At 49.6% G+C, this 25,041-nt stretch carries 24 protein-coding genes; 15 read left to right on the top strand and 9 right to left on the bottom strand.

The window, feature by feature from the left end; genetic code table 11:
• Nucleotides 1-18: 18 nt before the first annotated feature.
• Nucleotides 19-894, top strand: a complete 876-nt coding sequence (pdxS, locus tag PUP29_RS03760) for a pyridoxal 5'-phosphate synthase lyase subunit PdxS (RefSeq protein ID WP_079547158.1) — start codon at nucleotides 19-21, stop codon at nucleotides 892-894.
• Nucleotides 891-1,481: a pyridoxal 5'-phosphate synthase glutaminase subunit PdxT gene (gene pdxT / locus PUP29_RS03755; RefSeq protein WP_079547159.1), complete on the top strand. Its 591-nt coding sequence runs from the start codon at nucleotides 891-893 to the stop codon at nucleotides 1,479-1,481. The genes pdxS and pdxT overlap by 4 nt, the downstream gene beginning before the upstream one ends.
• A gap of 47 nt (nucleotides 1,482-1,528) precedes the next feature.
• Here pdxT and epsC read toward each other — a convergent pair whose 3' ends face one another.
• A complete protein-coding gene (gene epsC, locus PUP29_RS03750; RefSeq protein ID WP_079547160.1) occupies nucleotides 1,529-2,440 on the bottom strand; it encodes a serine O-acetyltransferase EpsC in 912 nt (303 codons plus the stop codon).
• Nucleotides 2,441-2,716: 276 nt separating this feature from the next.
• On the opposite strand from epsC, the gene PUP29_RS03745 reads away from it, so the two are divergent.
• The 6 genes from PUP29_RS03745 (at nucleotide 2,717) to PUP29_RS03720 (ending at nucleotide 7,947) form a co-directional block, all read left to right on the top strand.
• On the top strand, nucleotides 2,717-3,373 hold the full coding sequence (locus PUP29_RS03745; RefSeq protein WP_079547161.1) for a YczE/YyaS/YitT family protein: 657 nt from the start codon (nucleotides 2,717-2,719) through the stop codon (nucleotides 3,371-3,373).
• A gap of 156 nt (nucleotides 3,374-3,529) precedes the next feature.
• Nucleotides 3,530-4,456: a homoserine O-acetyltransferase MetA gene (gene metA, locus PUP29_RS03740; RefSeq protein ID WP_079547162.1), complete on the top strand. Its 927-nt coding sequence runs from the start codon at nucleotides 3,530-3,532 to the stop codon at nucleotides 4,454-4,456.
• Nucleotides 4,457-4,464: 8 nt separating this feature from the next.
• Nucleotides 4,465-5,376, top strand: a complete 912-nt coding sequence (gene cysK, locus PUP29_RS03735) for a cysteine synthase A (protein WP_434542798.1) — start codon at nucleotides 4,465-4,467, stop codon at nucleotides 5,374-5,376.
• Between the two features lie 26 nt (nucleotides 5,377-5,402).
• A complete protein-coding gene (locus tag PUP29_RS03730) occupies nucleotides 5,403-5,837 on the top strand; it encodes an RbsD/FucU family protein (protein WP_079547163.1) in 435 nt (144 codons plus the stop codon).
• Between the two features lie 22 nt (nucleotides 5,838-5,859).
• Nucleotides 5,860-6,945, top strand: a complete 1,086-nt coding sequence (locus tag PUP29_RS03725; RefSeq protein ID WP_079547164.1) for an iron-containing alcohol dehydrogenase family protein — start codon at nucleotides 5,860-5,862, stop codon at nucleotides 6,943-6,945.
• 18 nt (nucleotides 6,946-6,963) lie between these two features.
• Nucleotides 6,964-7,947: a hypothetical protein gene (locus tag PUP29_RS03720; RefSeq protein ID WP_079547165.1), complete on the top strand. Its 984-nt coding sequence runs from the start codon at nucleotides 6,964-6,966 to the stop codon at nucleotides 7,945-7,947.
• A gap of 65 nt (nucleotides 7,948-8,012) precedes the next feature.
• Here PUP29_RS03720 and PUP29_RS03715 read toward each other — a convergent pair whose 3' ends face one another.
• Nucleotides 8,013-9,182, bottom strand: a complete 1,170-nt coding sequence (locus PUP29_RS03715; protein ID WP_079547166.1) for an iron-containing alcohol dehydrogenase — start codon at nucleotides 9,180-9,182, stop codon at nucleotides 8,013-8,015.
• 259 nt (nucleotides 9,183-9,441) lie between these two features.
• On the opposite strand from PUP29_RS03715, the gene PUP29_RS03710 reads away from it, so the two are divergent.
• Both PUP29_RS03710 and PUP29_RS03705 read left to right on the top strand, forming a co-directional pair.
• Nucleotides 9,442-11,181 carry an ABC transporter ATP-binding protein gene (locus PUP29_RS03710; protein ID WP_353424051.1) on the top strand — a complete coding sequence of 580 codons (1,740 nt, stop codon included), beginning with the start codon at nucleotides 9,442-9,444 and terminating at the stop codon, nucleotides 11,179-11,181.
• Nucleotides 11,139-12,917 carry an ABC transporter ATP-binding protein gene (locus tag PUP29_RS03705; RefSeq protein ID WP_353423860.1) on the top strand — a complete coding sequence of 593 codons (1,779 nt, stop codon included), beginning with the start codon at nucleotides 11,139-11,141 and terminating at the stop codon, nucleotides 12,915-12,917. The genes PUP29_RS03710 and PUP29_RS03705 overlap by 43 nt, the downstream gene beginning before the upstream one ends.
• Before the next feature lie 29 nt (nucleotides 12,918-12,946).
• Here PUP29_RS03705 and PUP29_RS03700 read toward each other — a convergent pair whose 3' ends face one another.
• Entirely contained in the window at nucleotides 12,947-14,548 is a 1,602-nt protein-coding gene (locus PUP29_RS03700) for an ABC-F family ATP-binding cassette domain-containing protein (protein WP_353423859.1), read from the bottom strand.
• Between the two features lie 89 nt (nucleotides 14,549-14,637).
• Here PUP29_RS03700 and PUP29_RS03695 point away from each other — a divergent pair, with 89 nt between their 5' ends.
• Nucleotides 14,638-15,687: an FkbM family methyltransferase gene (locus tag PUP29_RS03695; protein WP_353423858.1), complete on the top strand. Its 1,050-nt coding sequence runs from the start codon at nucleotides 14,638-14,640 to the stop codon at nucleotides 15,685-15,687.
• Nucleotides 15,688-15,735: 48 nt separating this feature from the next.
• Here the strand turns inward: PUP29_RS03695 and PUP29_RS03690 are convergent, their stop codons facing one another.
• From PUP29_RS03690 to PUP29_RS03680, 3 genes are read right to left on the bottom strand one after another with little or no spacing between them, the layout of a single operon-like run.
• A complete protein-coding gene (locus tag PUP29_RS03690) occupies nucleotides 15,736-16,902 on the bottom strand; it encodes an ABC transporter permease (RefSeq protein ID WP_353423857.1) in 1,167 nt (388 codons plus the stop codon).
• Nucleotides 16,899-17,573 (bottom strand): ABC transporter ATP-binding protein, encoded by a 675-nt coding sequence (locus PUP29_RS03685; RefSeq protein WP_079547170.1) that lies wholly within the window; start codon nucleotides 17,571-17,573, stop codon nucleotides 16,899-16,901. Before PUP29_RS03685 ends, PUP29_RS03690 begins: the two co-directional genes overlap by 4 nt.
• A 13-nt stretch (nucleotides 17,574-17,586) precedes the next feature.
• Nucleotides 17,587-19,839 carry a biotin/lipoyl-binding protein gene (locus PUP29_RS03680; RefSeq protein WP_079547171.1) on the bottom strand — a complete coding sequence of 751 codons (2,253 nt, stop codon included), beginning with the start codon at nucleotides 19,837-19,839 and terminating at the stop codon, nucleotides 17,587-17,589.
• A 206-nt stretch (nucleotides 19,840-20,045) separates the two neighbouring features.
• On the opposite strand from PUP29_RS03680, the gene PUP29_RS03675 reads away from it, so the two are divergent.
• Nucleotides 20,046-20,321, top strand: coding sequence for a hypothetical protein (locus tag PUP29_RS03675; protein WP_079547172.1), 276 nt, complete (start codon nucleotides 20,046-20,048; stop codon nucleotides 20,319-20,321).
• 38 nt (nucleotides 20,322-20,359) lie between these two features.
• On the opposite strand, the gene PUP29_RS03670 is transcribed toward PUP29_RS03675, so the two are convergent.
• From PUP29_RS03670 to PUP29_RS03660, 3 genes are all read right to left on the bottom strand, one after another.
• The gene (locus PUP29_RS03670) at nucleotides 20,360-20,512 is read right to left on the bottom strand and encodes a hypothetical protein (protein WP_353423856.1); all 153 of its coding nucleotides are present in this window, start codon (nucleotides 20,510-20,512) and stop codon (nucleotides 20,360-20,362) included.
• Entirely contained in the window at nucleotides 20,509-21,123 is a 615-nt protein-coding gene (locus tag PUP29_RS03665) for a hypothetical protein (protein ID WP_079547173.1), read from the bottom strand. Before PUP29_RS03665 ends, PUP29_RS03670 begins: the two co-directional genes overlap by 4 nt.
• A 67-nt stretch (nucleotides 21,124-21,190) precedes the next feature.
• Nucleotides 21,191-21,373, bottom strand: a complete 183-nt coding sequence (locus tag PUP29_RS03660) for a hypothetical protein (RefSeq protein WP_353423855.1) — start codon at nucleotides 21,371-21,373, stop codon at nucleotides 21,191-21,193.
• Between the two features lie 302 nt (nucleotides 21,374-21,675).
• Between PUP29_RS03660 and PUP29_RS03655 the strand changes: the two genes are divergently transcribed.
• The 3 genes from PUP29_RS03655 to cls all read left to right on the top strand — a co-directional run bounded on the left by PUP29_RS03655 (nucleotide 21,676) and on the right by cls (nucleotide 24,479).
• Nucleotides 21,676-22,242: an HdeD family acid-resistance protein gene (locus PUP29_RS03655; protein WP_079547175.1), complete on the top strand. Its 567-nt coding sequence runs from the start codon at nucleotides 21,676-21,678 to the stop codon at nucleotides 22,240-22,242.
• Between the two features lie 84 nt (nucleotides 22,243-22,326).
• The gene (locus PUP29_RS03650) at nucleotides 22,327-22,953 is read left to right on the top strand and encodes an SOS response-associated peptidase family protein (RefSeq protein ID WP_353423854.1); all 627 of its coding nucleotides are present in this window, start codon (nucleotides 22,327-22,329) and stop codon (nucleotides 22,951-22,953) included.
• On the top strand, nucleotides 22,950-24,479 hold the full coding sequence (cls, locus tag PUP29_RS03645; RefSeq protein ID WP_079547177.1) for a cardiolipin synthase: 1,530 nt from the start codon (nucleotides 22,950-22,952) through the stop codon (nucleotides 24,477-24,479). Before PUP29_RS03650 ends, cls begins: the two co-directional genes overlap by 4 nt.
• Nucleotides 24,480-25,041 lie beyond the last annotated feature (562 nt).

Here is a 25,041-nt window from a genome sequence, read left to right as displayed (position 1 = left end):
AATGAAAAGGAGAAGAAGATGGAACAGACCCGATATGAACTCAATAAAAATCTTGCACAGATGCTGAAGGGTGGGGTTATCATGGACGTGACGACACCTGAACAGGCAAAGATCGCGGAAGAAGCGGGCGCATGTGCGGTCATGGCGCTTGAACGCATCCCGGCGGATATCCGTGCTGCGGGCGGCGTATCGCGCATGAGCGACCCGAAAATGATTCGGGGGATACAGGAGGCAGTCAGCATTCCGGTCATGGCAAAGGTGCGGATCGGCCATTTTGCGGAGGCGCAGATCCTGCAGGCGATCGATATCGATTATATTGACGAAAGCGAAGTGCTTTCTCCGGCTGATGATGTGTATCATATCGATAAAACAAAATTTGACGTACCCTTTGTCTGCGGTGCGAAAGATCTTGGAGAGGCCCTGCGCCGGATCGCGGAGGGAGCCTCAATGATTCGTACAAAAGGGGAACCCGGAACAGGAGATATTGTGCAGGCAGTACGTCACATGAGAAAAATGAACAGCGAGATACGCTGTCTCGCAGGATTGGCGGAAGACGAGCTTTTTGAAGCAGCTAAACAAATGCAGGTACCGTTGGAGCTGGTCAGATATATACATGAAAATGCAAAGCTTCCTGTCGTCAACTTTGCCGCGGGCGGCGTGGCGACTCCGGCGGACGCAGCCCTCATGATGCAGCTTGGAGCAGAGGGCGTTTTTGTAGGCTCGGGCATCTTTAAATCGGGCGACCCGGCCAGACGTGCCGCGGAGATCGTAAAGGCTGTTACGAATTTCAGCGATGCGAAGATACTTGCAGCGCTCTCCGAGGATTTGGGAGAAGCCATGGTGGGGATCAATGAGCAGGAAATTGAAATCCTGATGGCGGAGCGCGGAAAATGAAAATCGGGATACTGGCCTTGCAGGGAGCTTTTATAGAACATAAGACTATGTTGGAAAGGCTTGGCTGCGGCAGCTTTGAAATACGGAAAAAAGAAGATGTCAAAGCAATGGATGGCCTGATTCTTCCGGGAGGGGAAAGCACCGTGATGACAAAGCTGCTGCACGAGCTTGCGCTATACGAGCCGCTGAGCTGCATGATACGGAACGGTCTCCCAGTATTCGGAACATGCGCCGGATTGATCCTGCTTGCGAAGGATGTAATAGGAGGAAAAACATGCTTTGGATGTATGAATATTACGGCGCGCAGAAATGCCTACGGGCGCCAGCTTGGGAGCTTTCGGACGAAAGGATATATGGCGGGGATCGGAACGATTCCCATGGTATTCATACGCGGCCCATACATCGAACATGCCGGAGACAGAGCAGAAGTCCTTGCACGGGTAGAGGGGCATATCGTTGCTGCCCGGCAGGATAATATGCTGGTGGTCTCATTCCATCCGGAGCTTATGCCGGATGAACGGCTCCACAGTTTTTTTCTTGATATGGCGGCAAAGCACCGGGCAGAGAAAACGGCGCGGGCAATATAGCGTAAACCATGAAAAAGGCTTCGGCAGCCGCCGAAGCCTTTCCGTTTTTATTTTGAAATAATGGGGGACGGAGTAGCGTTGTAAACGGTAGTATGCGGTTCGATGGAATGGGTGAGCCATACGTTTCCGCCGATGACCGATCCCTCGCCGATCACCGTATCGCCGCCGAGTATCGTCGCGCCGGAATAGATGATGACATGGTCTTCGATATCAGGATGGCGTTTCACTCCCTTGACGGGATGACCGTTATCGTCCAGCTCAAAACTCTTTGCGCCAAGAGTAACGCCCTGATAGATCTTTACATGCCGGCCGATCGTACAGGTCTCGCCTATGACTACTCCGGTGCCGTGGTCTATGAAAAAATATTCGCCGATCTTTGCACCGGGATGGATGTCGATTCCCGTAGCGCTGTGGGCCTGCTCTGTCATGATACGCGGCAGCAGCGGAATATGACGTTCATACAGAGCGTGCGCCAAACGGTAAATACTGACTGCCTCAAAGCCGGGATAGGAAAGCAGGATCTCCTCATTTGAGATCGCTGCAGGGTCTCCGCAGTAGGCCGCCTCGATATCCGTATTCAAAAGCCGTGCGATATCGGGAAGCTGCTGCATGAAATGCAGCGTGATCTTTCGGGCGTTTTCGCGGCATTTGTCGCAGTCGGTACGCCTGCGGTTCTGCAAATGGCACTGGTTCACCATCACTTCCGCGATGATGCAGTCGAGAAGAACGGCGGCCTCCTGCAGCCTTTTTTCTACGACTTCATCGAGAGCGGATTCTTTTATGACCATATTATCATAAATATTCGGAAACATTGCGCTGCGTATCAGCCTGACAACAGCCGCGACCTTTTGCTTCATACCAAAACCGCTGATCGTTTCCCCGGTAATATTGTGGGAATTGATCGAAACGATCTCATGGGCAAGATCACGAATCGCCAGTTCATTCAGGTCTTTGAGCATACTTTCCTCCCTATATAAAACTGCCAACTGGTCCGCAGATGGCGAAAACAGAGTATAATTTCGATTTCATAAAAACGTATTCTTATTATAGTTTCTTCCGCACAGGAACGCAACTGAAAGCTTATGGTTTTAAGGAATGTATTATAAAGATTTTGTTTCTGCAGCGCTATGCTGCCTCTGCCTATAGATGAACGTGGAGCAGACAGAACGGCGTTTATTTTTAAAAGCAGATTTGCTATAATAATATCAAATGTCGGTGAGTACGGGGAAAATATAATGGAATGGAACCAACCGATGATCGTTTTCAAACGAATTGCGCTGCTGTTTGCAGGCCTTGTTATCGCGCATTTCGGAGTTACGCTTTTCTTGCTGACGAATCTTGGATCAGATCCGTTTAATGTTCTGGTTCAGGGGATATCACGCCAGATCGGTTGGTCACACGGGAACACGCATATCCTTGTGAATGTATGCATCATAGTCATCTTGTTGCTGACAGCGCGAAGATATATTAAAATCGGCACGGTTATCTGCATGCTCTGTGGGGGGCCCATCATCGACTTTTTTACATGGATAATGGCAGAGACAATATCGGACAGCCTGCCGTTTCCGTTTAAAATCATTTTGCTGTTGGCCGGATGCGTTATCTTAGCGTTTGGAATGACGGTGGTGATCAAGTCAGACGCAGGGACTGGTCCGAACGATCTGGTTTCCGTAGTGATCAGTGATATAACGGGAAAAAAATTTGGCGGTATACGTGTGCTGACAGACATCACATTTGTTGCTGTTGGTTTTTTGTTGGGCGGCGTATTTGGCGTGGGAACAGTCATCTGCGCATTTTTGGTTGGTATCGTTGCCGGAAAATTTATGCCATATAGCCAAAAGCTTGTAGAGTATGTTTTGGGCAAAAGCTGGAAAGTAAGCTCAACCGAATAGCAGCAGGGAAGCAGATGGTTTTCTGCTTTTCATATTCGGATATTTCCGGTTTTTGGCATGCTTTTTCACAAAAAGCTTCGACGATATGATATAATTCATATATTGTGAATTATTTATATTAGCTTTAATCGATCAGGGAAAAGGAGGAATGCGGATATGCCGATCAATATCAACAGCAATTTGCCGGCGGCAAAAGTATTGGCGCAGGAGGGCATATTCACGATGCCTTTTGAGCGGGCGGAGCGGCAGGATATCAGGCCGCTGAGGATCGCGATCCTGAACATCATGCCAACAAAAGAGCAGACGGAAACGCAGCTTATGCGCCTGCTTGCCAATTCGCCGCTGCAGATCGAGATCGTATTGCTGCACCCGGCTACACATGTATCGAAAAATACGCCTATTGAGCACCTGAACGCGTTCTATCAAACATTCGAGGATATCAAGCACCAGAAATTCGACGGGCTTATCATTACCGGCGCGCCAGTGGAGCAGATCCCGTTCGAGCACGTTACTTATTGGAAAGAACTGGAAGAGATCATGGAGTGGAGCCGGACAAATGTGTATTCCACTATGCATATCTGCTGGGCAGCGCAGGCAGGGCTCTATTATCATTACGGTATTCCGAAATATCCGTTGGAGCAAAAACTTTCGGGAATCTATCTGCATAAGCGTACCGACCATAACAGCCCGCTTATGCGCGGCTTCGACGACGTGTTTTGGGCGCCGCATTCCCGCCATAGTTACGTGAAGATGTCTGATGTCCAAAAAAATCCGGAATTAAATATCTTATGCGAATTTGGGGAAGACGGATTATATCTCGTTTCAGCAAAACGGGGACGGCAGATTTTTGTGACCGGGCATCCAGAATATGACGCGAATACGCTGAAAACGGAGTATGTAAGAGATCTTGCCAAGGGGCTCGATGTACCCATGCCCGCGCATTATTTTACAGATAATGACCCGAAAAAGCCTCCGCTCGTACGCTGGAGGGGGCATGCGAACCTTTTGTTCAACAATTGGCTCAACTATTATGTTTATCAGGAGACGCCGTATGATCTCCAAGCAATCCAAAACGAGGAGTGATCGTAATCATGAAACTGGCCAAGCAATTAACGGAACTGATCGGCAATACGCCGCTGCTGCAGCTCAATCATATCAATCCCGCGATCTGGGCGAAATTGGAATCCTTTAACCCGCAGGGAAGTGTAAAGGATAGGGCGGCTTACTACATGATCCAAGACGGACTCGAAAGGGGCCTGATTCGGGAGGACACGGTGATCGTTGAGTCTACAAGCGGCAATACGGGAATCGCACTTGCGTATATCTGCACCTGCCTCGGCCTGCGGCTCATCATCACAATGCCGGAATCCATGAGCGTCGAACGCAGGAATTTGCTCGCGGCGCTGGGCGCAGAGCTCGTTTTGACGCCTGCTTCGGAGGGGATGCGCGGCGCGATCAGAAAGGCAAAGGAGATCTGTGAGCAAAAAAACGGATATATGGTAGGACAGTTTGAAAATCCGGCCAATCCCAAAGCCCACAGAGAAACGACGGCGCAGGAGATCATGCGCGATCTGGTAGACGATGTAGACATCTTTGTTGCGGGAGTAGGCACAGGCGGAACCATTACGGGCTGCGCGGAAGCATTTAAAGAAAAGCTGTCAGATGTTAAGGTCGTTGCGGTGGAACCGGCAGAAAGCCCGGTGCTCTCAGGCGGAAAGGCCGCACCGCATAAAATACAGGGGATCGGTGCGGGTTTCGTTCCTAAAATTTTGAAGCGTGAATTGATCGATGAGGTGATGCAGATCAGTGCGCAGGAGGCATATCATGCTGCGCGTATGCTTGCAAAAGAAGAAGGCGTGCTATGCGGCGTGTCGTCGGGCGCAGCGCTCGCAGCGGCCTTGAAGCTTGCAGAGCGGCCGGAAAATGCAGGGAAAAAGATAGTAGTTATTCTTCCGGACACGGGCGAGCGATATCTTTCCACAGATTTGTTTTCTGGAGAATAAGCATAGAATAGAGGAGGGAAAATATTATGCTGAGGAATATACCGGATATCATTTCGCCGGAGCTTATGTATGCTTTGATGAGCATGGGGCATGGAGACGAGATCTGTTTTGGAGATGCTAATTTTCCGGCGGATTCTATGGGGCAGCGGGTCATCCGGGCAGACGGACATAAGATCACGGAGCTTTTGGATGCGGTTCTGCAGTTTTTTCCATTGGATGCATTTGTGCAAAAGCCATGTGTGCTTATGGATGCACCGGTAGGAAATGAGCCCGCCGTATGGAGGAAATACAGCGAGATCATCCATGAAAATGATTTCGCGAACGCTTTCAAAAACGGATTTGAAAAGATAGAGCGCTTTGAATTTTACGAACGGGCGAAAGAGTGCTACGCAGTCGTTGCGACGGGCGAATATGAAGGATACGCGAATATCATTTTGAAAAAGGGCGTTATTTTTAAATAACGGACGGCGGGAGGCCGAAGAAATGGAATTTCAGTTTCAGGTTCCTACAAAAATCATTGTGGGCAGGGATTGTGTAAAAAAGAACGCAGCGCTGTTCGCTTCCATGGGAAAGAGGACCGCAATCGTCAAATCAGGATCGGCCGGGAAAAACGGCGCTTTGGAAGATGTAGTGCGGACGCTCGAAGAACAGGATATTTCCTATCATGTATGCGAAAATGTTCCGCCGAACCCAACCCCGGAGGACGTTGCTTCTCTTCTCGGATATGCGCCGGATTTTGACTTTATCGTTGCGGTCGGAGGGGGCAGCGCGATGGACGCTGCAAAATGTGTGGCTGTGCTCGCAGTAAACGATATCCCGGCAATGGACCTGTATAAAAGGCCATACGCACACCGCCCGCTGCCGGTAGTGGCCATACCGACCACATGCGGAACGGGCAGCGAGGTGACAGCAGTATCGGTCCTCGAGGTAGGGGATACGAAGAAATCTGTTTCAGATCCGGAGCTGTTCCCGGCGGCAGCTTTGCTGGATGCTGAATATTTGAAGACCCTGCCGTGGGAGATAACGGCGGATACCGCGCTCGACGCGCTTGCGCATTGCGTGGAGGGCTATTTGATACTCGATTCATTAGCGGCGGAGATGTGTGCGGAACAGGCGTTTACTTACTTTGCCTCCTATAAAAAATCGCTCATAGGGCGTTCTTTTACGGAAGATGAACTGGAGCTGATGCTCTATACATCCACGCTGGGCGGAATCGTGATCAGCATGGCGGGCACTTCCGCGGTCCACACGATCGGCTATCCGCTGACCGTACATCGCAATATTCCGCATGGCCGTGCCTGTGCGCTTACGCTTGGCGAATACGTCGCATTTTCCTACGATGTAAAGAAGAAAAAAATAGACAAAATGTGCGCTCTGCTTCAGGTGGATGGCGTTGAGGGCTTTCAGGAAATGATTCGCAGGATATTGCCGGCGTTTCCGTCCTTTTCCAAAGAAGAAATCATCCGGTATACGGATATATCGGCTGCGGATGCGGCAAGGAAAAAGAATACAAAGCCGGTTTCCAAGGAAGACATCCTGCGGATCTATTCTGCATCTTTACTTGGATAGATGGGAGAGGGATGAAATATGAACAAATCTTTAGGAGAAGTATTCCGCTCTGCATGGGGAACGACAAAAAATAATTTTGGACCGTTGCTCGTGGGGATCGTGGTCTATCTGGCGCCAACGCTCATACTTTCACTTATTGAAACGGCGCTTGAGCCGACAGAGGCGGCTGGGGCAATATTGCCGCTGCAGCTGTGCAGCCTGCTGTATACCCTGTTTGTTTCGCCGCTTTATCTTGGATATATGACCTCTGTGCTGCGCTCGTGGCATTTGATGGGCGTTCCGGCGAAGATATCGGCTGCGTGGGCGGCGGCGAAAGCCAATTACGGGCGCTACCTGACGACTGTGCTCGCCGCTATGGTCCTTTCTTTTGCGGCAGTGCTGGTCATTGTTGTAATGATTTCAGCCGTAACAGTCGGAACATTATTTTCTGTAGGATTCCCGGATACAGCGGCAATGATCGGTATATTTATGCCCGCAACGATCGTGATGCTCGCACTCCTTCTGCTGTATATGCTTTTCATCAGCTTTGTCCAGTTTATTCCGGGCATGGAATTTCCAAGCGCATTTCAGGCGGTATTCAAATCCTTCCGTTATGTCGCGCGGGGAAATTTTTTGAAAACGCTGGGGCACAGCATTCTGATCATATTGATTACCGTGGGGATCACGGTGGGGCTCTATTTTGCGATGGCAGGAGGGTATATTGCGGAACTTTATTCGACTCCTTCGGCTGTGGAGGGATTGGAAATCAGCAGGAGACTGATGGCGATGCTGCCGGTTTATACGACGGTTATCATGATCGTCAGCATTTTCCTCCAGACCTTTACTGTGCCTTATATGTTTGAGGTATACCTCAACGCCAAGCATATCAGTGACGGCAAGGATTCGCATAAACTTCAGAATACCTATGGGGTGCCCTATGCAAACTTTACACAGAATAAAAACGGGGCCGGGCCGGGCGGCGGCGGAAACGGAACTCCTCCGCAAATACCGCCGCAGGCTTGAATGCGCAAATTAGTGAATCGATCAAAAAAGACCGCCCGCGGGCGGCCTTTTTGATATTGCTCAACTTAAAACTCAACGTCTTTTCCGTAGTAGGCACAGTCAAGCACTTTGCGCATAGATTCGACATCTGTCTCGCGTGGGTTGCTTCCCGTACAGGGATCTGCGACTGCATTTTCCGCAATGAAATCAGCGACTTTCAGATATTCCTCTTCGGAAACGCCATTTTCGCGGTAGGTCTGCTTGATTCCGAGCTTTTTGTTCAGATTTTTGATCGCATCCACAAGGGAATTGACAAGCTGCCGTGTCGTTGCGCCGGGAAGCCCGAGCGCATGTGCGATATCCGCGATGCGGTGGCGGCATGCCGTCGCATTATACTCGATCACATAAGGCAGCAGGATCGCGTTGCAGCGGCCGTGCGGGATATCGAATTGTGCGCCGGTCTTATGTGCGAGCGAATGGCAGATACCGAGCAGAGCGTTCGAAAAAGCCATACCAGCCATACATTGTGCGATATGCATGCGGCCCCTTGCTTCCACATTCCCTTCAACGGAAGCAACAAGATTTTCATAAACCATCTGAATGGCTTTGAGCGCAAGCGCGTCGGAAATAGGGCTGTGCAGCGCGGCAACATAAGCTTCGATCGCATGCGTAAGAGCGTCCATGCCAGTGTCGGCAGTAAGCGCCTTTGGCATCGTAAGGGGAATATTGCTGTCAAGAATAGCGATATCCGGTGTGATCTCAAAATCTGCCAAAGGATATTTGATGAGCGTTTTATAGTCTGTAATGACGGAAAAGGCAGTGACCTCGGTCGCTGTGCCCGACGTCGATGGGATAGCGACAAAAATTGCTTTCCGACGGAGCTTTGGCATTGTGAAAGGCTCTTTGATGTCATCAAAAGTCTTCTCAGGATATTCATAGAATACCCACATTGCCTTCGCAGCGTCGATAGGAGAGCCGCCGCCGATCGCTACGATCACGTCGGGCTCAAAGTCCCGCATTGCCTGTGCGCCGCGGTAAACGGTCTCTACCGACGGATCGGGCTCAACGCCCTCAAACAATTTGGTTTCAAGGCCCGCTTCATGCAGAATATTCTCGAGCTTATCGAGAAACCCGAATTTCTGCATAGAGTGACCGCCCGTTACGATGATCGCTTTTTTGCAGCCTTTCAGGCAGGAAAGCTCATTCATCGCGTCGGGACCGAAATAAAGGTCGCGGGGTAATGTAAATCTTGCCATAATAGTTCCATCCTTTCCGATTTGTTTTATACTTATATTGATAACCACGATCGTTATCTTTTATATCTCCATTTTACACTTTGTTAAATAAATATCAATTATTATCCGAATACTTTTTTAAAAGAGAAGAGCTCCGCATCTATATTAATATGGTAAAAACTATAAATAAGAAAATTGTTACAAAGGAACCGTTTTGTGCTACTATTATAAGGACGATTCGGTTGGGACTGTGCTGTCGGCACAGTTAAAGGAATATTTCATGTGGAAGCTTGTAAAATATCTGAAAAATTATAAAAAAGAAGTGATTTTAGGCCCCATCTTCAAACTGGCAGAAGCAGTTTTGGAATTGATTGCTCCGCTTATTATGGCAGATATTATTGATACGGGAATCAAAAATGCGGATGCGGATTATGTTTTGCGGATGGGGGGGATCATGATCCTGATTGCAGCGATCGGCCTTGTTTGTGCGCTTATCTGCCAGTATTTTGCGGCCAAAGCATCACAGGGCTTCGGAACAGACCTAAGAAACGAAATGTTCGCCCGCATCAGCGCGCTTTCCCATGCGGAGATAGATGCAGTCGGCACGCCCTCCCTCATTACACGTATCACGAATGATGTCAATCAGCTTCAGGTCGCAGTCGCCATGCTGATACGGCTGGTGATACGCGCGCCTTTCCTTGTGATAGGGGCAACGGTTATGGCCGTGCTCATAGATTGGAAGATGTCGCTGATTTTTGTGGCTGCTGCGGCAGGGATCGCGGTCATTCTGTATCAGATCATGTCACGCTCCGTACCTTTTTATAAAACGATACAAAAGCTTTTGGACCGTATTTCACTGATCACACGGGAGAATCTTTCCGGGGTACGCGTCATACGGGCGTTTTCCAAACAAGAAACGGAGCAGGAGCGTTTTGAAGAGGGGGCGGACGACCTGAAAAGGGCGTCCCTGCGCGTAGGGAAAATTTCTGCTCTCCTGAATCCGCTCACCTATCTGACAGTCAATATCGGAATTATCGCAATTATATGGTTTGGCGGCGGTGCAGTCAATACAGGTATGCTTGAACAGGGCGAGATCGTGGCGCTCGTGCAGTATATGACACAGATATTGCTTGCGCTCATTGTTGTTGCCAACCTGATCGTTATCTTTACCAAAGCGTCCGCCTCCGGGGTGAGGGTAAATGAGATATTGGAAATGCAGGCGGCGGTATCAGATACGGGGAACAGGGAAAAGCATCCGCAGAAAACGGATGCAGTTCCCAAAATCGAATTTCAGAACGTATCATTTTCCTACGGCGGAGATGAGATGGATCTTGAAGATGTTTCCGTAAAGATCATGCGCGGGCAGACTGTAGGTGTGATCGGCGGGACCGGCTCGGGAAAAACGACATTTGTGAATCTTATACCGCGCTTTTATGATGCTGCGCGGGGACGCGTATTAGTAGACGGGGAGGACGTGCGGGATTACCCGCTCAAGCAGCTGCGCGGACAGATCGGGATCGTGCCGCAGCAGGCGGTGCTTTTTTCGGGAACGGTACGGGATAATATGCGTTGGCGGGACAGAGAAGCTACAGACGAAGAAATATGGGAGGCCCTGCGCACGGCGCAGGCCTATGATTTTGTGAAGCGGTCGCCCGAGAAGCTCGGCATGCCAATTCTGCAGGGGGGAAAGAATCTTTCGGGCGGGCAACGGCAGCGCCTCACGATCGCACGCGCTCTCGTCGGCAGGCCGGAGATATTGATACTGGACGACAGCGCTTCCGCACTTGATTTTGCGACGGATGCAGCCTTGCGGAAAGCGCTGCGGGAGTATGGACGGGAAATCACGGTGCTCATGGTTTCCCAACGTGCGGCAACGCTCAGAAATGCAGATAAGATCATTGTTTTGAGCGACGGACGGGCCGTGGGGATCGGAACGCACGAAGAGCTGTTTGAAGCAAATGAAGTATACCGGGAGATATGCCTTTCTCAGCTTTCGGAAAGCGAGGTAAAGGGAAAGTGAAACAGAATGTCATAAGACGGCTGCTGATTTTTTTAAAGCCCTACCGCGCCTATCTTGTTCTTGCGCTGCTTGCCGCTGCCGCAAGTGTGGCTATGTCTCTTTGGGCGCCGGTGCTGATAGGCAGCGCCGTAGATTTGATCGTCGGTACGGGAAAGGTAGACTTTATAGGAGTCGCGGGTGTGCTTTTGAAAATCGGGATAGCGATTGGAGCCTCTGCGTTATTTCAATGGCTCATGACGCGCAGCATAAACCGCGTGACCTATTACGCCGTACGGGATTTGCGCGTCCGGGTATTTGAAAAGCTGAAAGCTGTTCCGCTGAAATATATTGATACGCATGCGCATGGCGATCTCATCAGCCGCGTAGTAAACGATATCGACCAAATCTCAGACGGCCTGCTGCAGGGCTTCGCACAGTTGTTCACGGGCATCGTGACCATTATAGGAACGCTTCTCTTCATGCTGTCTATCAGTGCCGAGATCACGATCGTAGTCGTTCTTATCACACCGCTGTCGTTTGGCGTCGCGGCTTTTATTGCGAAAAAATCTTTCCGTTTGTTCCGGCAGCAGGCGGCAGCGCGCGGAGAGATCAGCGGATACGTGGAAGAGCTTGTGGGAAATCAGAAAGTAGTGAAAGCTTTTGGATATGAGGAAGAAGCGCAGAAAAAGTTTGAAGAGATCAATAGCAGATTATATACGAGCGGCGTACGTTCCCAATTTGCATCTTCACTTACGAATCCCTGCACGCGGTTTGTGAACGCCATCGTGTATGCGGCGGTGGGGATCGTTGGAGCGCTGTCCGCTATAAGCGGTAATATTACGGTAGGACAGCTTTCAAGCTTCCTTATTTATGCGAATCAGTATACAAAACCGTTCAATGAGATATCCGGCGTGGTAACGGAGCTTCAAACAGCGGTCGCATCGGCAAGACGGATATTTGAAGTGCTGGACGAGCAGGATGAAATACCGGATGCTCCGGAAGCGGCTGCGGTAAAGACCTGCCGGGGAAATGTGCAGATAGAAAAAGTCTCGTTTTCCTATCTGCCGGACCGGAAGCTGATCGAAGGGCTGAGCCTATACGCACAGTCCGGACAGCGCATTGCGATCGTCGGGCCGACGGGCAGCGGAAAAACGACGATCATCAATCTCCTGATGCGGTTTTACGATGTAGATAAGGGAGCAATACGGATCGACGGAACGGATATCCGTCTTATGACGCGGAATTCGCTGCGGGCTCTTTACGGAATGGTACTGCAGGAGACGTGGCTGTTTTCCGGAAGTATTCGGAACAATATCGCCTATGGAAAGCCGGATGCGGGGCAGGAGGAAGTTATCGCCGCGGCAAAGGCTGCGCATGCACATAGCTTTATCCAAAGACTGCCGAACGGCTATGATACCGTCATATCCGAGGACGGCGGCAATCTGTCGCAGGGTCAGAAGCAGCTTTTGTGCATTGCGCGGGTCATGCTGACAAAGCCGCCCATGCTGATTCTGGACGAGGCGACGAGCAGTATCGATACGCGCACGGAGCTCATGATACAGAAAGCGTTCCAAAAGCTGATGGAGGGACGCACGAGCTTTGTGGTAGCGCACCGTTTATCGACGATTCGGGAATCGGACCATATTCTCGTTATGGATAAAGGGAATATCGTAGAGCAGGGAACGCATGAAGAACTGCTTGCCAAAAATGGATTTTATGCCAAGCTCTATAACAGCCAGTTTGAACAGACGATATAAAAAAGAGCCCGCTTTTGGGCTCCTTTTATTCAGTAAATATCTCCGCCGCCATATTCCTCAATGAATTCATCATAGGTGCCGAGGCGGTCTATGATCCCGTCCGGTGTAAAGCGGATGATCCGGTTTGCGACCGTATTGATGAACTCATGATCGTGCGAGGCGAATAAAACGGCACCCTTAAAATCCACAAGCCCGTTGTTTACAGCCGTAATGGACTCAAGATCAAGATGGTTGGTCGGTTGATCGAGAAGCAATACGTTTGAGCCGAACATCATCATGCGTGACAGCATGCAGCGGACGCGCTCTCCGCCGGAAAGAACGTTTACCTGCTTGAACACATCCTCGCCTGAAAAAAGCATACGTCCGCAAAATCCGCGAAGATAAGTTTCCGTTGTGTCCTTGGAATACTGACGCAGCCAATCGAGGATCGTAAGCTCGCAGCCGTCGAAAAAAGAGGAATTATCTTTTGGAAAATAAGAGGTCGACGTGGTGCCGCCCCATTTGAAGGAGCCCTCATCCGGCTCAAGCTCACCGGTAAGGATTTGGAATAAGGTAGTCGCGGCGATTTCGGTATCACCGATGAATGCAATCTTATCGTCTTTATTCATACGAAAAGAAACATGCTTCAAGACCTGCTCACCGTCGATCGTTTTGGAAAGGTTTTCCACGGTAAGTACCTCCTTGCCGATCTCACGGTCGGGCGTAAAGCCCACAAACGGATAACGGCGGGAGGAAGCGGGCATTTCCGAAAATTCCAGCTTTTCCAGCAGCTTTTTGCGCGAGGTCGCCTGCCGTGATTTCGATTTGTTTGCGGAGAAACGCTGGATAAAGGTTTGCAGCTCTTTCGCTTTTTCCTCGTTTTTCCGGTTCTGGTCGCGCATCATCTTCTGGATCAGCTGGCTCGACTCATACCAGAATTCATAGTTGCCCACATACATTTTGATCTTTCCGTAATCGATATCCACCATGTGCGTACATACCGTATTCAAAAAGTGGCGGTCGTGTGATACGATAATGAGCGTGCCCTCGTAGTCGAGCAGAAAATCTTCCAGCCAATGTACGCTCGCCACGTCGAGGTGATTGGTCGGCTCGTCAAGCAGGATGATGTCCGGTTTGCCGAACAATGCCTGCGCGAGCAGCACCTTGATTTTCTCGTTATCTGGCAGGGAAGACATCGTTTGATATAAGATGTCCTCGGAAAGGCCGAGCCCTTGTATCAGCTTGGAGGCATTCGATTCAGATTCCCAGCCGTCGAGCTCTGCGAACTCTGCTTCCAGCTCTCCGGCCCGTATGCCGTCCTCTTCCGAAAAATCCGGTTTCGCATACAGCGCATCCTTTTCACGGGTGATCTCGGCCAGCCGGGGATTCCCCATGATGATCGTGTCAAGCACCGTAAAATCATTATAAGCGAAGTGGTCCTGCTTTAAAACGGACATACGTGCTCCCTCTTGGATATGCACATCGCCTGTCGTAGAATCGAGGTCGCCCGAAAGGATACGCAGGAAGGTGGATTTTCCCGCGCCGTTTGCCCCGATGATCCCATAGCAGTTTCCGGGCGTGAATTTAAGGTCAACGCCGGAAAAAAGATTTGTTCCGCTGAAATTCAAGCTTAAATTGGTTACTGTTATCATTGCATACTCCTTTTGCCCAAGTTCGTCCATTATATCATAAAACCGGGAAATATGGTAAAATAGACATACTAATTTAACAGAAGGCAGTCATGGAACGCAGAGAAAATATTTCCCTATGGGAAGCCTTGAAAAATAACGATAAGCCGATCGTACTCTATGGGATGGGCGATGGTGCGGACAAAATATTGAACGAGCTCGGCCGCCGCGGCATTTGCGCGGCAGGCGTTTTCGCGAGCGACGAATTCTGCCGGGGACAGTCTTTCCGCGGCTTTCCGGTCATAAGCTATGCACAGGCAAAGGAACGTTTTGGAGACATGACGGTGCTCGTTGCCTTTGGAACACATCTGCCCGAAGTAATGGAGCGGATCAAAAGGATCGGATATGAGCAGGAGCTTTATGTGCCGGACGTGCCGGTGTATGGGGAAGAACTGTTCGATATGGATTATCTTAAGAAGCATGAAACAGAACTCGGTCAGGCGTACAGCCTGCTTGCGGATGAAGCCTCACGGCAGGCGTTCCGGGATATTGTGGACTATAAGATAAGCGGAAAGCCGGAGTATCTGTATAGCTGCGAAAGCAGCATAGAGGAAGCGTATGAGCGGGTGCTTTGCCTTGGCCGGCGGGAATGTTATGTGGACGCAGGCGCATATACGGGTGATACCATTCGGGAATTGATACGATATACAGGCGGGTATGAAAAGATTTTTGCTTTTGAACCGGACGAAAAAAACTATAGAAAATTGAAACGCTTTGCAGAAAGCCTGTCTAATATAGAATGCTTCCGCGCGGCAATATATTCGCAGAAAGGGGAGCTTTGCTTTCGGCAGCGCGGGGGACGCAATTCCGCGGCAGGACAAAGCGGCGTCAGGATACCGGCCGATACGCTCGACCGCTTATTGACAGGCGAACCTATCACCTATATCAAATATGATGTAGAGGGAATGGAGCAAGAGGCTGTGCGGGGAACGGAAAATGTGATACGGGAGCGGAAGCCTAAGCTGTTGGTTTCCGCCTATCACCGCAGTGAAGATATTTTTCGTATCCCGCTTCTTCTGTGGGAGATACGGCCGGACTATAGAGTGTACCTCCGGCATCATCCCTGTCTGCCTGCGTGGGATATGAATTATTATTTTGTATAAAAAATTTTCGGAAAGCGGCCGGGATAGGGATATCCCGGCCGCAACCGTTCATTCCGCCCGCAGCGCTTCGATCGGAGGCATTTTTGCCGCTTTATTGGCAGGATTGATGCCGAATATAATGCCGATCGCCATAGAGAAAAGAACGGCGAGCAGGGAAATACCGGCGGACATTGTATAAGAAGTTCCCATTGCGGCCGACAGGATCGCCAGCAACACCCACGACAATCCGAGCCCGATCAGACCGCCGATCGTGCTGACCATGAGCGATTCGATCAAAAACTGAAGCAAGATACGTCTGCGCCCGGCGCCAATGGCCTTGCGGATGCCGATCTCGCGCGTGCGTTCCGCTACGGAAACGAGCATGATATTCATGATGCCGATCCCGCCGACCAAAAGAGATATTCCGGCTATTCCGCCAAGCATCATTGCCATCGTATCCGTAATGGAATCCATTGATTCGAGAATCGTGGATTGATTCATTATGGAAAATGCATCCTCGTCTCCGAAACGTTCCATCAGGATGCTCGTGATGTCTGCTTCCGCTGCGTCTACAAGCTCGCTCGACTGGGCGGCAAGCGTAAAGGAGGTCACGCCGGAAACATAGAACATGCGCTGCGCCGTCGTATAGGGAATGATGATGGTGCTGTTTTCACTGCCGGCGAGAGTTTCTCCGGCATCGGCAAGCACACCTACCACAAGAAAGCTGCGTCCGTCTACAGATAAAGTCTCACCGACGATATCCGTATATCCGAACAGATCCTCCGCTGCTTCATAGCCTACAACGGCAACTGCCGAATTATTATCTATGTCCGGAGATTTCAGGAAACGTCCGGACTGTAGGGAGAGGTCGTTAATATCAGCATAGGCTGCTGTAGTTCCCGTTACTGTTGCTGTTGTACTGGTATCTCCGGATTTCAGCGTAGCGCTTTGCGTCGTAGTGGGAGCAGCGTAGGCGATACTTTCATATTCCTCAGGAAGATCCGCAATATCACTGACCGAGAGCGGCTGGTAGCGGGAGGTGGTGACTGTGACAGATAGCGTATCGGCTCCGAGGCTTTCAAGCTCGCCTTGCACAGACTCGGTCGTGCTTGAGACGATCGATACCAACACGACTACAGCCATAATACCGATGATGATTCCAAGCATCGTCAGGAAAGAGCGCATTTTATTGGAAAGAATAGAGGCAAACGCCATTCGGAACGATTGTATCATCATGCTTTGGCCTCCTCTGTTACCTGTCCGTCTAAAATGCGCAGGCGCCGTTCCGCCTTTTTAGCCACACCGTCGTCATGGGTAATAAGCACGATCGTATTCCCGTTCCCGTGCAGCTCACGGAATAGTTCCATGATTTCTACTCCTGTTTTATGGTCAAGATTTCCGGTCGGTTCGTCAGCAAGGATTAGGGAAGGCGAAGTGACGAGAGCACGCGCGATCGCTACGCGCTGCTGTTGTCCGCCCGAAAGCTCGGATGGCCGATGCTCCAGCCGCTCGGAAAGCCCCATACGCTCAAGCGCCTGCCGCGCACGGGCGCGGCATTCCCTGCGTGGGACTCCCTGATAAATAAGAGGGAGCTCTACGTTTTCAAGCGCTGTGTTTTTCGGAAGCAGGTTGAAATTCTGAAATACAAAACCGATCTTGAAATTGCGGATACGGGTCAGATCGTCCTCTGTATAGTCTTCGATCTCCTGTCCGTCCAAAAAGTATTTGCCCTCATCGGCAACGTCGAGACACCCCATGATATTCATAAGCGTGGATTTTCCGCTTCCAGACGGACCGACGATTGCGACAAATTCTCCATTCCCAATGGAAAGAGACGCATGGTCCAGCGCATAAAGTGTTTCGCCGCCGATCCTGTATATTTTTGAAATGTTTTTCATTTGAATCATAGGAAAACCTCCGTCAGCCCATCGGGCCGCCGCCCATATCACCACTTGGAGGAGTGAAGCTGCCCATATCCATATTACCGCCCATACCACCGGGGAACGAACCGCCGCCTATATCGGGCATTGCGTTTTGCTCGTCGGTTTGGTTGGAAATGGATTCGGTGTATACGATCTGCTCTCCTTCAGACAATCCGGACAGTATCTCAACGTTCGTACCATCTGAAAGCCCGGTCTCTACCGCACGCTGTTCGTTATCTCCGTCTCCATCTCCGGCGATATAGACGAATTGCTCCGCGCCGCGTTCCTGCAGCGCGTCGAGAGGGATCAGAAGTACATTTTCGCTCCTTGCGACGGAGATCGTTGCAGTAGCGTTCATACCGGAAAGGACGCCCGAATCCGCTGCATCGTCAAGCGTGATCGTTACAGGATAGGTGGTCACACCGGATTGCGCCGTGCCGGAGCCGGACACTTTCGTTACGGTCCCGTGGAACGTATCATCAGGCAGCGCGTCGAGAACAACGGAAACTTCCTGCCCTTCCTCTATGGAAAGAATATCGAGCTCATCTACATTTACGGTAAGGGAATTGGCTTCCCCTGTTTGGATCGTGATTATAGTCTGCATAGACAGGCTGCTGTCAGACGAGGTCGAATCGGCCGTGCTGACTGAGGAAGAAGCGCTTCCGCTTCCTACGGATGCTGCTGTACCGGAGGGGAAAGACGTTCCTGCACCGTTTCCATGGACAGATATATCGTTTTCAGTATTGGGAAGATGGCTATCCTGTGCGCCGTCGTTAGACGGCTCCGGCTCGGAAGCATCACCGGTTGCCTGCGTGGCGGGAAATACTGCGCTGAAAGATAGCGTATTTGTTTCGCTTTCCGCACTGACCATTACATTTTCCACCGTTGCTCCCGTAACACTTGCTGTAGCATCCTCTGAAAAACGGTAACCGTCCTGCGCGGTCAGTACGACATTTGCGGTGTAAACCGTTCCGGATTCAAATTTTGAGGCGGATGGCTGCCATGTGATAGTTCCGGTGTATCCGCTTCCGGGCATGATCGTGCTTTGCGGAGTATCACCGGTCACAGGATTATTGATATATACCTGTACCGTTCCGGAGATATCAGTAGCTGTATGATCGGTGCCGGACAGCAAAACAGGCGTGTCGGCCATTCCGGATCCGGAAGAAAGTAGGCTGGCGGAATTGCCCGCAACAGTTGTAGACATGATTTGTGCCGATGTTTCCGATGATTGTGTGACAGATGAGGAGGAAACGGAGGATACGGCCTCGACGATCGTTCCAGAAGCGTCTGCTGTGATAGAATTTGTCTGTGCATATTTTAGCAGAGCACGCAGTGTGTCAGCGTATTCGGCACGCTCGGACAGGAGCGCCGCATATTCCTGTGATACTGCGCCTGAAACGGTAAACAGAGCATCTCCGCTGTCGACCATCTCATTGAGAGAGACCTCTACGCTTTCGATCGTTCCCGTTCCGCCAAGGATACTGATCGGAGCATTTACCTCAAGCGTGCCTGAGCCAAGCGCCGTACCGTTTACGGAAATGGAAACGGTATCGCCGTAAGCAGGGCCGTCGTCTGTCAGTGTTACGGTGCAGGTATCTGCAGAAAGAGCTGCGACCGTTCCCGTTACAGTACTTCCATCGGAAAGAGTGATCTCGGCCTCCGAACCGACAGTGATCCCATCTGTGGAAGACGGGGTGAATAAAACTTTCATTTTTCCGTCAAGAGATAGTATGGCAAGCGCACCGTTTTCGCCGAGCACTTCGCCGGAGTCGTCTCCTGCCGATGCATAGATTTGCTTGACACGTCCGTTTACGGAGGCTTCGACGGAGTAAGACTCCTCGTCGGTCGATATATCACCGAGCTCCGAATCAAGCGCATCAAGCTCACTTTGAAGATTGGAAATCGCACTTTGCAGGGAAACGGCGTTGAGTGTTGCGAGAATGTCACCCTCCGATACGGAATCGCCGGCCTCTACAAGGACGGATTCTACCGTCACGCTTGAGGGAAGGGATATATTTAGTGTGCTTTCAGCGGAAAGGTTGCCCGAACCGGTCACAGTTGTCTCGATCGTTCCCCTTTCCACGGTGACGGTACGTGTTGCAGCTGCAGCAACGGCATTTCCCGCGACAGAACGAAAGAAGAACTGTGGTAATAAGAAAACGGCCAGTAAAATGCCGACCGCAGCTACAGCTGTTATGATGATCCACTTTTTTTTCTTTTTTGGTTGTTTTTTCCCTGTTTTATCCATAAAGACCTCCTGTATTCCAAAGCGTTTACGATAAATGATTATTGCCGAGCCATGTGAAAAATATGTGAACGCAGAGTGACAGGGTTCTAAAAATTGGACAAGAAGAGAAGATGTAAAATAATCCTGAAAATCGTGAATTTACTGTAAACAGATGGAGCCCAAAACGACCTGTGCGGTAAAATAAGCAGGGGAGGAAAGGAGGATATATGGTTTTTCTATTTCATTTGCATATCCCGCATTACGAAAAATATATAGAGACGGTAGCGCTCGTCATTTACTGGATCAAAGGAGCGGCCCGGGCGCGGGAACTGAAAGAGCTTTGTGAAAATGATTATATTTCCTATAAAAAAGAAGTAGCGGATGTATTGGGGCTGAAGGATGAATATGATACCAAACGGGGAAAGATGTTTCACAGCTACGAGATGTATCAGACGGGACAGACGCTGTTCCTGTATGATAAGATGTCCTATAATCCAGTATAAAAATGCCGTTCCTTACGGGGAACGGCATTTTGAAAAGATTATGAGTGTTTGACCTGATGCTTTACTTCGGTGGAACCATCTATTTTCTTCTTCGCCGTTGTCTTTTCGACGCGTTTACCGGCGGCGGTTTTTGTTTCTACCTTTTTTACGCTCTTATTCGGCGTGCTTTTTGTTTTTAACTTTGTCGTCATTTGTATTCTCCTTTCTGATCGGGGCTGCCCGGAACCGGCTGCTCATCATAAGAGGCTTTGGGGTCATCTTCATTTGCATGCTTTACCTGAAGCTTTTCTGTTTCTGTTCCTGTAACGGAGTTTTGCTTGTGTTCGTATTTTTCTTTTTCTATAGAGGACGATGAAGAGGAAGAGGAATCTGAAAGAGGCTCCTGCGCTTCTTCATCTGCCTCTGCCTTCATATCGATCGATTTTGCTTCCACCTCGGGAACGCTGTCCGCATCGTGGTCATTCTTCGGCTCCTGCATATTGGCTTCCGCCTTGCTTTCAGGAGCTTCGCTTTCCATTTCGGCCTCAAGCTTTTGCAGCTCAGCTTCATTTTCATCGATTTTTTTACTGATCGCTTTCATCTCATCTGTATATTCTTCCTGTTCTTTTATCATTTTTCCAAGCTGCTTATAATATTCTTCATTTTCACCCTCAAGCTGGACCTTTTGCGTGTTCAGCTTTGCGGATTCATAAGCTTCCTTTGATTTATTCGCGATCGTCTCGCCGAACGACATCAGGCCGTCCTTTGCCTGAGAAAATACATCGCTTAATACATCGCCTGCACTTTTGTGTTCCTGTGCCATTATTTGTTCCTCCTTTTATGTGCCGGAAACTCCGGCTGTGATCTGTTTCAGGGTTCAAAGAACCGCCTCAGACGCGCGGTATCTCCTTGATATTCTGATGAATATCCTGAGCGGTCTCCACCTCGTTTTGTTTTTGTTCCATTACGATATCGTTTCCGCGTTTTGTCGCATCCAGCTTCGCTTTTTTCAGTTCGACATTCCGTTCGCGTTCCAGTTTTGTGACCTTTTTTTCGGTCTTTAACTGTTCCACATGGATTTTAGAGTCGAGCCTATCCAGTTTGTCTTTTGCTTTTTGTTTTTCTTTTTGTATATCTTACTGAAGTCTGTCTATTTTACTGTCGTTATACATAACAATTGCCTCACTTTCTGTTTGTTTTTAAGTATCTGCAGATTCTTGGGTGCAAAATCTTTACACAAGCGGCAGGGGAGGTAAACGGAAAAAATGATTAAAATTTTTTAATTTAGGATATCGGTTTATGACAAAATCCGGCTGTTTATACTTGGCATGCAGACAGCCGCCCCGAGCGGCAGAACAAAAGGAGGAACTAAAAAATGACTGAAATGGTGCAAAAAGAACATGGAAAAGCAAAGGCGGCTTCCGGAAGCGCGATGATGCTGGTGCTCAGTATCGTGCTTCTGATCGTAGGGATCGCGCTGATCGCAAATCCGGTAGCAGGCCTTGAAGTCGTGATGATGATTTTGGGAATTATTCTGATCGCTTATGGTGTGATCACTATTCTGACGAACGCAATGAAAGGAATACGCGATGCACGTACGTTTGTCATACCGGCGATCCTTATCATCGTGGGGATATTGCTGATCGCATTCCGAGGGCCTGTTGCAGGTATCGTATTGCCTCTTATTCTGGGGATCGCAGCAATCGTTTATGGACTTGTCAACCTCGTGAAATCGAACCGTGTAAAACATGACGGGGGCTATTGGCAGGCATCGTTTATTCTTGCGCTTATCACGCTTGGCTTAGGTATCGTTATGCTGGCCGTTATGTTCGCGGGCGGAAATGCGGCCGGCGTTATTGTGGGCGTGATACTTGCGGTTTTTGCAGTCGTCAGTATCATACAATGGTTCATTGAACGGTCTGCCGCTAAAAATGCGGGATGAGCCCGGAAACGGACCATAAGGGGCGTGAAACATAGTTTCATGCCCCTTTTTCATCAAGATGCAAAAGAAAGAATGGAGGAAAACATGATGTGCGAGCGATATTATATGGACGGTAGCATGCCGGAAATTCATTCTATCTTAGAAAGAATTCAAAATATAACGGGCTGCGGCAGAACAATAAGGCCGGGAGATAAAGAGCCGCGGCAGATCGTTCCGGCGCTGGCAGGCCGGGCGGAAGACATCCGATGTATTCCGGCGCTTTGGGGGATACAAGAGCATGGACCGGGCCGCAATGGCCTTATTTACAATGTTTGGACAGAGCATGTGCTGCATGATAAAATGCTTCGGCGGGCGCTCATAGAGCATCCGGCCGTACTTCCGGCTACAAGCTTCTATGAATGGAAAAGAGTACGGAGGAACATCGTAGAACAGTATCGTTGCTACGACGAGGAAAAATCACCGGTCTATCTGGCGGGCTTCTACAGAACCGGACAGGACGCTTCCGGGAACGATATAAAAATGGCGGCGCTCCTGACTGTTATCGCTAACAAAGATATGCTCCCCTATCAGTATAGGATGCCGCTTTTATTGAAACAAAATGAAGTGGCCGCGTGGCTGAACGGAAGCTATACCGAATATTTTCTGAACCGCGTACCGCCACGTGTAGAAATAAAGCTGGCAGCACAGGAAATCGGGGAAAACAGGCAATGAGAATGAAGCTGAAACGATTTTTTACCGGCAGGCTGTTTTTGTTCCTGTTGATCGTAGGCATACAGGTTGTCCTGCTGCTTTTTTTCCTCTTCTGGTTCAGCGATCGGCTTCCGGCTGCAGAAGCCGTGCTGTTTGCCTGCAGCCTGATATTGACGCTGCATATTATCAATAAAAGGCAGGATCCTGCCTATAAGATCGTATGGATCATTCCCGTGCTCATTTTTCCGATCGCAGGCTTTTTACTCTATTTTTTCTTCAGCCAAAGAAGGATACGGAAGCGGGATAGGGAATATGCGCTGCAGATCCATCGGGAAACGAACGCCTGCTTGGAAGATGGGGACGGAATTTGCCGATTGATGGAAAGCAGGGAGGAAGATAGGCTCGGATTGATAGCCTATATCAGAAAAGCACGGAAATATCCTGCGTTTACCGATACGGAAACAGAATATTTTCCAAAGGGAGAATTGTTCCTCGAACGTTTTTTAAAGGAATTGGAGCAGGCAAAACGTTATATTTATCTTGAATTTTTTACGATCAAGCACGGAGTGATGTGGAATGCCGTTTTAAAGACGCTGAAGAAAAAGGTGCAGGCGGGAGTGGAGGTGCGGCTCATCTACGATGATCTGGGCTGTGCGGGTTCTTTGGAAAAGAAATATGCGCAGGAGCTGGAGCGGCAGGGGATCAGGTGTGCGGTTTTTAACCGTTTGAATCCGATGTTCGCATCGATGTTCAATAACCGGGACCATCGGAAGATCGCGGTAATAGATGGGGAAACGGCGTTTGTATGCGGAACGAATATTGCCGATGAATACATAAATGCGATCCATCCGTTCGGCCTCTGGAAAGATGCCTGCCTGATGGTGAAAGGTGCGGCGGCATGGGGCTTCTTGGTTATTTTTTTGCAGACATGGGATTTTCTCTGCGGGGAAAAGACATCTTTGATCGGCTTACGGCCGAAAATAGGCGAATGGAAGAAAGACGGTTTTGTACAGCCGTATGCGGACGATCCGTTGGACGAGATGCATTTGGCGGAGAATGTCTATCTGCATTTGATCTATGGTGCCCATAAGTATCTCTATGTAACGACGCCTTATCTCGTACTGAACTCCGCATTGACCGCTGCTTTTTGTACGGCGGCTGAAAAAGGAGTTGACGTAAGGATCGTGACCCCGGGGATACCCGATAAAAAGACTGTATTTATGGTGACGCGTGCGAATTACCGTGAGCTTCTGGAAAGCGGCGTAAAAATTTACGAATATACGCCCGGCTTCATTCATGCAAAAACATATATATGCGACGGGGAATATGCGGTCGTAGGGACTATCAATACCGATTACAGGAGTCTGTTCCTGAATTTTGAATGCGCGGCGCTTTTGTATCGGAATTCGGCGATCGGGGATATGTACAGCGATTTTTTGGAAACGGTGGACGCATGCAGACCGATAACATTAGAGACAGTAACTGCTGCGGCATGGCCTGTTAGGCTCGCGCAGTCTTTTTTGAATGCATTCGCGCCGATGCTCTGATTTGCCGCAGATAGGATGGGAGCGGCATAAAAGGGCAAATAAAAGAAAAGACACTGTCCGCTTGTCTGTGCGGACTTAAAACCCGAAAGGTTCCTCTGTATACGCTGCGTATGGCCCGTGGGAATTCACGGCAGACCTGATTTCTTTTGTCTACCGTTGACGGTGATCTTCATTTTTTAAGTGCGGTCTTACAAAAGGTCAGCGGCAATCAGGAGCATCTGGAAAAGTATCTTGCGCAGCCGGGCAAGCCCAACTATATTTGAACGATACGAAAGCAACAGTCATGGCGGTTTTGCCGTTTATTGGAGTGCTGACCGACCCCGACGTCCAAGGGCCTTTCAGACCGCAGACAGGCACGGGAGTATACGGAGCCGAAAGGATAAAAACATGGGTGGGGGCTTCGGATTGGTTTTTTTGTATTTGATAAAAAACGGATAGAAAGAAACGAGAGGCAGCTATAATATAAATTATGGTTGCATTTCTGGCTGTATCAAACGCCTTTATAACGCAATTATCGTATTTTTAGCTGCGTTTTTGGTTACGTTGGAAGAATTGGAGAATA

This window comes from Christensenella massiliensis (assembly GCF_040409835.1).
GTDB classification, from domain to species: domain Bacteria; phylum Bacillota; class Clostridia; order Christensenellales; family Christensenellaceae; genus Christensenella; species Christensenella massiliensis.
The sequence above is the reverse complement of the archived record's forward strand: the minus strand, read 5'-3'. Positions and strand labels throughout refer to the sequence as shown.

Bases quoted from the DNA above. Each gene is read 5' to 3' on its own strand.
- PUP29_RS03700 (WP_353423859.1), bottom strand. From the start codon at position 14,548: ATGATAACAGTAACCAATTTAAGCTTGAATTTCAGCGGAACAAATCTT.
- cysK (WP_434542798.1), top strand. From the start codon at position 4,465: ATGAAACTGGCCAAGCAATTAACGGAACTGATCGGCAATACGCCGCTG.
- PUP29_RS03745 (WP_079547161.1), top strand. From the start codon at position 2,717: ATGGAATGGAACCAACCGATGATCGTTTTCAAACGAATTGCGCTGCTG.
- pdxS (WP_079547158.1), top strand. From the start codon at position 19: ATGGAACAGACCCGATATGAACTCAATAAAAATCTTGCACAGATGCTG.
- PUP29_RS03725 (WP_079547164.1), top strand. From the start codon at position 5,860: ATGGAATTTCAGTTTCAGGTTCCTACAAAAATCATTGTGGGCAGGGAT.
- epsC (WP_079547160.1), bottom strand. From the start codon at position 2,440: ATGCTCAAAGACCTGAATGAACTGGCGATTCGTGATCTTGCCCATGAG.
- PUP29_RS03715 (WP_079547166.1), bottom strand. From the start codon at position 9,182: ATGGCAAGATTTACATTACCCCGCGACCTTTATTTCGGTCCCGACGCG.
- PUP29_RS03680 (WP_079547171.1), bottom strand. From the start codon at position 19,839: ATGGATAAAACAGGGAAAAAACAACCAAAAAAGAAAAAAAAGTGGATC.
- cls (WP_079547177.1), top strand. From the start codon at position 22,950: ATGAGAATGAAGCTGAAACGATTTTTTACCGGCAGGCTGTTTTTGTTC.
- PUP29_RS03690 (WP_353423857.1), bottom strand. From the start codon at position 16,902: ATGATGATACAATCGTTCCGAATGGCGTTTGCCTCTATTCTTTCCAAT.
- PUP29_RS03730 (WP_079547163.1), top strand. From the start codon at position 5,403: ATGCTGAGGAATATACCGGATATCATTTCGCCGGAGCTTATGTATGCT.
- PUP29_RS03650 (WP_353423854.1), top strand. From the start codon at position 22,327: ATGATGTGCGAGCGATATTATATGGACGGTAGCATGCCGGAAATTCAT.
- pdxT (WP_079547159.1), top strand. From the start codon at position 891: ATGAAAATCGGGATACTGGCCTTGCAGGGAGCTTTTATAGAACATAAG.
- PUP29_RS03710 (WP_353424051.1), top strand. From the start codon at position 9,442: ATGTGGAAGCTTGTAAAATATCTGAAAAATTATAAAAAAGAAGTGATT.
- metA (WP_079547162.1), top strand. From the start codon at position 3,530: ATGCCGATCAATATCAACAGCAATTTGCCGGCGGCAAAAGTATTGGCG.
- PUP29_RS03720 (WP_079547165.1), top strand. From the start codon at position 6,964: ATGAACAAATCTTTAGGAGAAGTATTCCGCTCTGCATGGGGAACGACA.
- PUP29_RS03655 (WP_079547175.1), top strand. From the start codon at position 21,676: ATGACTGAAATGGTGCAAAAAGAACATGGAAAAGCAAAGGCGGCTTCC.
- PUP29_RS03685 (WP_079547170.1), bottom strand. From the start codon at position 17,573: ATGATTCAAATGAAAAACATTTCAAAAATATACAGGATCGGCGGCGAA.
- PUP29_RS03695 (WP_353423858.1), top strand. From the start codon at position 14,638: ATGGAACGCAGAGAAAATATTTCCCTATGGGAAGCCTTGAAAAATAAC.
- PUP29_RS03665 (WP_079547173.1), bottom strand. From the start codon at position 21,123: ATGGCACAGGAACACAAAAGTGCAGGCGATGTATTAAGCGATGTATTT.
- PUP29_RS03670 (WP_353423856.1), bottom strand. From the start codon at position 20,512: ATGACGACAAAGTTAAAAACAAAAAGCACGCCGAATAAGAGCGTAAAA.
- PUP29_RS03675 (WP_079547172.1), top strand. From the start codon at position 20,046: ATGGTTTTTCTATTTCATTTGCATATCCCGCATTACGAAAAATATATA.
- PUP29_RS03705 (WP_353423860.1), top strand. From the start codon at position 11,139: ATGCCTTTCTCAGCTTTCGGAAAGCGAGGTAAAGGGAAAGTGAAACAG.